Source organism: Mesorhizobium sp. WSM4822, assembly GCF_055811155.1.
The window spans coordinates 70,834-77,642 of the sequence record NZ_JBVVQM010000020.1 but is presented as its reverse complement, the minus strand read 5'-3'; the positions used below and the strand labels follow the sequence as shown (position 1 = coordinate 77,642).

General features: G+C 63.9%; 7 protein-coding genes. 3 read left to right on the top strand and 4 right to left on the bottom strand.

The window, feature by feature from the left end; all coding sequences use genetic code 11:
• Positions 1-261: 261 nt before the first annotated feature.
• Both AC0L3E_RS31680 and AC0L3E_RS31675 read right to left on the bottom strand, forming a co-directional pair.
• Complete coding sequence (locus AC0L3E_RS31680) at positions 262-2,052, bottom strand: sensor histidine kinase (RefSeq protein ID WP_473606501.1); 1,791 nt, start codon at positions 2,050-2,052, stop codon at positions 262-264.
• A 14-nt stretch (positions 2,053-2,066) separates the two neighbouring features.
• The gene (locus tag AC0L3E_RS31675) at positions 2,067-2,804 is read right to left on the bottom strand and encodes a response regulator (protein WP_473606500.1); all 738 of its coding nucleotides are present in this window, start codon (positions 2,802-2,804) and stop codon (positions 2,067-2,069) included.
• Between the two features lie 507 nt (positions 2,805-3,311).
• Between AC0L3E_RS31675 and AC0L3E_RS31670 the strand changes: the two genes are divergently transcribed.
• Positions 3,312-3,515, top strand: a complete 204-nt coding sequence (locus tag AC0L3E_RS31670) for a hypothetical protein (RefSeq protein ID WP_473606499.1) — start codon at positions 3,312-3,314, stop codon at positions 3,513-3,515.
• Positions 3,516-3,665: 150 nt separating this feature from the next.
• Here AC0L3E_RS31670 and AC0L3E_RS31665 read toward each other — a convergent pair whose 3' ends face one another.
• Entirely contained in the window at positions 3,666-4,034 is a 369-nt protein-coding gene (locus AC0L3E_RS31665; RefSeq protein WP_164748987.1) for a winged helix-turn-helix transcriptional regulator, read from the bottom strand.
• Between the two features lie 90 nt (positions 4,035-4,124).
• Here AC0L3E_RS31665 and AC0L3E_RS31660 point away from each other — a divergent pair, with 90 nt between their 5' ends.
• Positions 4,125-4,730: an NADPH-dependent FMN reductase gene (locus tag AC0L3E_RS31660; protein WP_473606498.1), complete on the top strand. Its 606-nt coding sequence runs from the start codon at positions 4,125-4,127 to the stop codon at positions 4,728-4,730.
• A gap of 57 nt (positions 4,731-4,787) precedes the next feature.
• On the opposite strand, the gene AC0L3E_RS31655 is transcribed toward AC0L3E_RS31660, so the two are convergent.
• Positions 4,788-5,510 carry an MBL fold metallo-hydrolase gene (locus AC0L3E_RS31655; RefSeq protein ID WP_473606504.1) on the bottom strand — a complete coding sequence of 241 codons (723 nt, stop codon included), beginning with the start codon at positions 5,508-5,510 and terminating at the stop codon, positions 4,788-4,790.
• Positions 5,511-5,881: 371 nt separating this feature from the next.
• Between AC0L3E_RS31655 and AC0L3E_RS31650 the strand changes: the two genes are divergently transcribed.
• Complete coding sequence (locus tag AC0L3E_RS31650; protein ID WP_473606497.1) at positions 5,882-6,808, top strand: DMT family transporter; 927 nt, start codon at positions 5,882-5,884, stop codon at positions 6,806-6,808.
• The last annotated feature ends 1 nt before the right edge of the window (position 6,809 follow it).

The window sequence follows — 6,809 nt, the reverse complement described above, 5'->3', positions numbered from 1 at the left end:
CCGCCATTCCCCCCGCCGCCGCCGCCATTTCCGCCGGCGCCGTCGGCCATGGCGGGGCTCCAGGCCAGGCTGGCCAGGAGGCAGCCCGCGAGGGCGGTCGAACGCAGCAGGCCGCGCTTCGAGACGATGGCAATTCCTGTCAAGGCCAGGCTCCCCAGATCAGCACCGACGCAGTCGTGCATGTTCCCGGGGGCATAGCACCCGAGACCAAGGGCGGGTATCGTTGAAACTAGCTATGCCCGCCGCGCCGGGATACGCCGCTCAGGCCGCGGGCACTTGCAGGGCCAGCACGGTTTCGCCGTGCCGCGACCGCGTGTCGAGCGTGCCGCCCAGCCGCCCGGCCCGCGCCCGCATCGAGCGCAGGCCGGTGCCCGGGACGGGCGCCTCCGAGACGGTATCGAAGCCGACGCCGTTGTCCTGGATGGCCAGGCTCAGCGTCTCGCCGCGCCGGTGCAGGTCGATGACGACGCGGCTTGCCTGGCTGTGCTTGAGCACGTTGGTCAGGCCTTCCTGCAGGATGCGGACGAGATCGAGGCTTCGCGCCGCCGGCAGGTGGCAGTCCTCCAGCCCGGTCAGGTTCCACACGCAACAGATGTCGCGGCTTTCGCATGCCAGCGTGTGGCGGCGGCGCAGCGGCGCGATCCATTCGGCCAGCGACTGGCCACCCGTCGGGTCGTCGGCGGCGGTGTCGATGATCACCCGCAACTCGTCGCGCAGTTCCTTGAGGACGGACAAAAAGCGATCGGCCGGCAGGTTCTGCGGCGCATGCTCCAGCATGGCGATCGAATTGACCAGGGTGCCGCCCATGCCGTCGTGCAGATTGTGGGAAAGGGACACGCGTTCGGCCAGCCTGGTGTTGGCGAGAATGACCTCATGCTGCTGATGCAGCGTGAGGGCGAGTTCCTCCCTGGCGGTTTCGATCTTTGCCGTGAGTTCATCGTTGAACCCTTCGATGCGGCGCATGTTGGCGACGAAGTTCCAGGCCAGCACCAGCGCCATGCCGACCATCTGCAAGTGGGATGTCAGCGTGACGTAGTAGACATTGCCAAGAAGGATGCCGAGATAGGTCATCAGGTCATGCAGGATGGCCACGATGGTGAGCGCGTTGACGATATGGAGGACGATGTGGTCCAGGCGAGCGCTGCGCCAGGTCAGGCCGATCGCCAGGAAACAGGCGCCGATGTAAAGCAGCGACCAGGACAAGGCCAGGAGGTTGAGCATCGGGCCGAGTTGGGAATGCGGTGTGGCAAACAAGGCGGCGGCGCCGATCGCCAGCGCGGCCCACAGCACGGCTTCCCCCCGGGGAAAGCGGCGCTCGGCGAAGCGGATGACAAACAGCACGAAGGCGGCGGCCATGACCATGAAGGAGAGCATGATAAAACGCTGCCATGTGTCGGTCGTCCCGAACGGCCAGGGGCTCGTCACCACGAAATTGAGCGAATAGCAAAACCACGCAATCGTCATCAGGGCGAACCAGCCATAGGCCTTCAAGCTTCGGCGCAGCAGCCAGACGACGAAGAAGAAGGTGCCAAGCGCCGCGGTGACGCCGAGATAGAAGACCGGCAGCTCGCGGCGAATCCAGAATTGCTGGACAAAATGGGCACGCGTCGCCGAAGGCGGGCCGATCAGCACCGGACCAAGACCCGGCTGGTATGGCGCCAGGCCCGAGACCCTGATCAGCAGCGTGTTGGTGCCGGCATGCAGGACCGGGGCTGAGAGCTGCCAGTAGCGGGGCACGTTCCATGAGCGCGTCAACGGCTCGACGAGGAATTCGTCGCGTCCGAGTTCCGCGCCGTTGACGGAGATCGATCCGGCCAGTGTCCAGTAGTTCAGCGCGAGGCCCAGCGGTTCGGTTGCGTCGGCCCTGTCGAAGGTGAGGCGGTACCAGACCACGCCGTCGAAACCGGGCCAGCGCGTCGTCCAGTCGTCGGGCAAGGTCACGCTGGTCCAGCCGGTGGCCGGCGGCGTGGCGGCGTCCCAGCCGGATCGCACGGCCTCGATCGTCTTGAACGGCACGGCCCCGCCGGCGGCAAAGGCGATGCCGCCCGGCACGAGGAGCAGGAATATCAGGGCAAGAAGCCTTGCGACCGCGCCTCGAAGATCGCTTCCGTCCGGGATTTGACCGACAGCTTCTTGTAGATGTTGCGAATGTGGCATTCGACCGTGAACCTGGAGAGGGAAAGGACTCCCGAAATCTCTCGATTGGTAAGCCCCTTGGCAACGAGGTTCAGGATCTCGACCTCGCGCGGCGTCAGGAGAGGCGGCGCTGCAAGCGCGGGCTTGCCGCGCCCCGGCCTGTCGGTGGAAGGACGGGCGCGCCCGGACGGTGCCGGCGCCGACACCAGTTCCAGGATGCGCCGGGCGATGAAGGGATCGATCGGCGCGCCGCCGCGGATGGTGCTGCGGATCGAAAGCGACAGCTCGACGTCGTCGCGCTCCTTCAAGAGATAGCCGGTCGCCCCGGCGCGCAGGGCTTCGAGGATGGTGTTTTCGTTGCTCCAGGCCGAGATGACGAGAATCGGCAGCGCCGCGTCGTGCTCGTGCAGGGAGCCGATGAGGTCGATGCCGTTGCCGTCGGGCAGGCCGACATCGACCAGCGTCATGGCAAAGGGCTGGTCGACGAGCAGGGTCCTGGCCTGCGCGATCGACCCGGCGAAAAACAGCTCCTCCTCAGCATAGCCAAGGCCCCTCAGGATTGAGCGCAACCGCACCTGCATCATCGGCTCGTCCTCGACCACGAGCAGCGGGCTCGGCAGCAGTGCTTCCGATGGCAGGTCGATGACGGGATCTTCCTTGTACGACATGAACCTCGACGCGAATGGCGGCTTTCACCGATAGCAGCCGGGGCGGAAAACACCCAGGCGATCGTAACCAGTCTGCCATGGATCGCTTGCCGCCGACATAGCTGGGATCAGGTAGACAGGGCTACGAACTCGGGGTTAACGGGTGGGTTGGTCCGGAGCCCTCGCCGGCGCGTTGGCTGACGGAGCATCAGACGAAAAACCCGCCTGTGCGGCGGGTCTCTGGCGCAAATCAGCACCATGGACGGAAATGTACCTTAGCTGAGGGCACCGAGTCAAGAAAAAATTCCTATCGTGAAAAGCCACCGGCACAAAAAGCCACCGGCACAAAAGCCGCCGGCGGCGCCGAACTGGCTGTCGTCAGGTCTTTTGTAAAACTGGGTTCGGAGCCCTGATCAGGTAGAGCGAGCCGGGCATTGCCGTTTGTAACAGGGGCCATGTGGCGGACCTGTTTCGCGACATCCAATGGTTGCCTCGGTGCCCGATCCTGCTGCAATCGGAGGAGTGACAATGCGTCAACATCTGCTGAACGGTTGGCTCGTGGCAGCCTTGGTCGCGACGACCTGCCTGCTCGGCGTGACCGCTTACGCGGAGGTGAAGGAAGACATCTCGCGCATTGCCTGCACGCATGGGCACAAGGCTTCCGGCGAGCAGGGCGCACGGTGTGATACCTGTGCCGCCGCGCGATGCGATAGCAGCACATCAGGAGCCTGAGCGGCCGCCGTCAGCGGACGGCATGAGCGGCAATCCACCAGCCAAACGGCGCGTGCATTCGGGCGACGATCCGCGCAGCCGAGATAGAATTTTCCGATCAGGCAAGCCGGATGTTGCTTGCGCGTCTGAATCCCTTGCAGCGCAAGGGTTTCAGACGCGGGCGTCGTCGAATTTTTCGCGCGCCGCCTTGACGCGCATGGTGTTCGCGCGCGCCCATTCGCTCAGTGCGCTGACGGGGATCAGCAGCTCGTGGCCGAGCTCGGTCAGCTCATAATCGACGCGCGGCGGAATGGTTGGAAACACGGTGCGGGTGACGAAGCCGTCACGCTCCAGCCCGCGCAAGGTGGTGGTCAGCATTTTCTGCGAGATGCCGCCGACGGCGGCGCGCAATTCGTTGAAACGCAGCGGTCCGTCGCCCAGCTTGCCGACGACCAGAACGGTCCATTTGTCGCCGACGCGCTGCAGGATTTCCGAGATGGCGCGGCAGTCTTCGGAGCGGTGTGGGTGCCTCGGTAACAAAAAAGTGCCTTCTTGTGCATCGCGTTTCCAGTATCTCATATAGCGCAGGTATCCAAATGATACCAGTACTTCGTGCAAGGAGAGCCCCTTATGTCCAAACCCAAAATTGCCATCGTCGTCGGATCGACGCGCGCCGCTCGTTTCGCCGATGTGCCAACCCAGTGGATCGCCAAGATCGCCAAGTCGCATGCCGACATCGATGTCGAGATCGTCGACCTGCGCGACTTCCCGCTGCCGTTCTTCGACGAGGTCGCATCCTCCGCCTGGGCGCCGTCGCAGAACGAAGTGGCACAGCGCTGGCAGAAGAAGGTCGCCGAATTCGACGGCTTCATCTTCACCGCCGCCGAATACAATCACGGCCCGACGGCCGTGCTGAAGAACGCCATCGACTACGCCGCCAATGAATGGAACAAGAAGCCGGCCGGCTTCGTCGGTTATGGCAGCGTCGGCGGCTCGCGTGCCGTCGAACAGCTTAGACTGTATGCCGTCGAATTGCAGATGGCGCCGGTCAAGTCGGCCGTCCATATCGCCTGGGGCGATTTCCTCGCCGTCCGCCAGGGCGATAAGAAGCTGGAAGACCTCGAGCATCTGAACCAGGCCGCCACGGCGCTGGTCAACGATGTTGCGTGGTGGGCCAAGGTGCTCAAGGCAGCGCGTCAGGCCGATGCCGTCGCCGAGGAAGTCAAGGCGGCCTGACCGCCGGTTCGAATTATCCCCCCAAGGATGGGGCGGCGCTTGCGCCGCCCTTTTCAATTATAGCGGCTCGAATCGAAAGCTGGCGCCGGATCGGACGACGCGGCCGATGCCGGGCGAATCCAGATGCGCGCCGGCAACGAAACAATGTTCGTCGGCTGCAAGCGCCAGCAACCGCAACCGGCTTTCGCGCGCCTGGTCCTGATCGGCATCGAATTCCCACGTCACCTCAGGTCGATCGAACTGAAGCGATGGGACGTGAACGGTGTCGCCCCAAATCAAAAGGCGTTCGCCGCCGCCAGAAACACGAAAGCAGCTGTGTCCCGCTTCATGGCCATGAGCGTCGACAATGTCGACATGTATCCCGATACGGTCTCCGGCTTCGAAGGGTTCCGCCATGCCGTGAAATCGTTCGAGCCGCGCTTCGGCGAGAAAAAAGCCGAGTTCTTCCGCGGGAACGAGCAAGCGCGTCAGGCGCGGGAAAGCGTCGCGGCCGTCGGCAAGCACAAGACCGTGGATGTGGTCGAGATGCGTGTGGGTGAAGCAGACGGTACGGACTCGTCCGGCATCGATGCCGGCTTCGTCCAGCGCCTCGGGAAGTCGGCCCATGGTGGGATGCCAGGCGTTCGAGGCGCCGGTATCGATCAGGATGATCCCGTTTCCATCGTCAATCGCGAAGGCATTGACGGAAAGCCTGAGCTGACCACCAACCAACGCGACTTGTTGCGGCAATTCATCGCCAAATGGCTTGTCGCCGCGTTGCCGAAGCCGTCCGATCGGCATGTCGACATAGCCATCGCGCAAGGAGGTGATGCGCAAGTCACCAAGATCGTAGGTCTGATAAAGTTCGCCCGAAGCTATGCGGTGCATTTTTCCCAATCGTCTGTAGACAATCGACAACATGCGACGGGCAAGCCGCGTCGGCAACCCGCCCCGTCAATTCGATCTATGCCATGTGTGCGTGCGTCGCCTGCCGTGACCGGATGATGCAGTCGGCGAGGCGGTCCGCCTCGTCCAACTCGTCGGTATGGTGCTGATATCCGGATGTCGCGATAGCCGCGAACACGACGCCAATCGGGGTTGGACTGCTACATCGACGGGACTGCCATCTGGTCGCGCCCTTTGCCCTGATATATCCGGCTGCAATCCGTCACATGAGTGAAGCCGTGAAGACATCCAGCCTGACCGGCGCCGTTTCCCCGATGATCCCGGTGCTCGTATGCGCGCTGGCGATCTTCCTGCTGTCCGGGATGGATGCGGCGATGAAGATCCTGGTCATCGCGGTCGGCGTCTACAACACTTTGCTGTGGCGCAGCATGGTCGCGACCGTGGTCGCGGGCGCGGCCTGGCTGGCGGGACCGCGCCTAAAGCCAACCGTTCCGGTGCTGAGGCTGCATGCGCTGCGTGCCGCGGTTGTCGGCGTCGTCCTGATATCCTTCTTCTGGGGCTTGGCCAGGCTGCCGCTCGCGGAGGCGATCGGGCTCAGTTTCGTGGCGCCCTTGTTTGCCCTGTTTCTCGCCGCGCTACTGCTGGGCGAACGGATTCGGCGCCAGGCTGTCTGGGCATCGCTGGCCGGCATTGCCGGCGTCGCCATCATCATGGCCGGCCAGTTCGGGCAGGCAGACTATTCGCAAGATGCCATGCTCGGCACGGCAGCGGTGCTCGTGTCGACAGTGTTCTACGGCTACAATCTCATCCTCGCCCGGCAACAGGCGCAGTTGGCCAAGCCGATCGAGATCATGCTGTTCCAGAACCTTTGCGTTGCCATCCTGCTCGGCCTCGCAGCACCCTGGCTCGCCGTCGCCCTGCCGAGCAATCTTTGGCTTCCTTTGGCCGGGGTGACGGTGCTGTCGCTCGCCGGGCAATTCCTGATGAGCTGGTCCTACGCCCGCGCCGAAGCGCAATATCTGATCCCGACGGAATACTCGGCCTTCATCTGGGCGGTCGCGCTCGGCTGGTTCTTCTTCGGCGAGGAGGCGACCTGGACCACCTTGACCGGAGCATGCCTGATCGTCGCCGGCTGCCTGATCGCCGCGCGGGCCAATCCAAGGCTTGCCGAGCCCATCGAAATGGCGGTTTGAG

Bases quoted from the DNA above. Each gene is read 5' to 3' on its own strand.
- AC0L3E_RS31675 (WP_473606500.1), bottom strand. From the start codon at position 2,804: ATGTCGTACAAGGAAGATCCCGTCATCGACCTGCCATCGGAAGCACTG.
- AC0L3E_RS31670 (WP_473606499.1), top strand. From the start codon at position 3,312: ATGCGTCAACATCTGCTGAACGGTTGGCTCGTGGCAGCCTTGGTCGCG.
- AC0L3E_RS31660 (WP_473606498.1), top strand. From the start codon at position 4,125: ATGTCCAAACCCAAAATTGCCATCGTCGTCGGATCGACGCGCGCCGCT.
- AC0L3E_RS31655 (WP_473606504.1), bottom strand. From the start codon at position 5,510: ATGCCGATCGGACGGCTTCGGCAACGCGGCGACAAGCCATTTGGCGAT.
- AC0L3E_RS31650 (WP_473606497.1), top strand. From the start codon at position 5,882: ATGAGTGAAGCCGTGAAGACATCCAGCCTGACCGGCGCCGTTTCCCCG.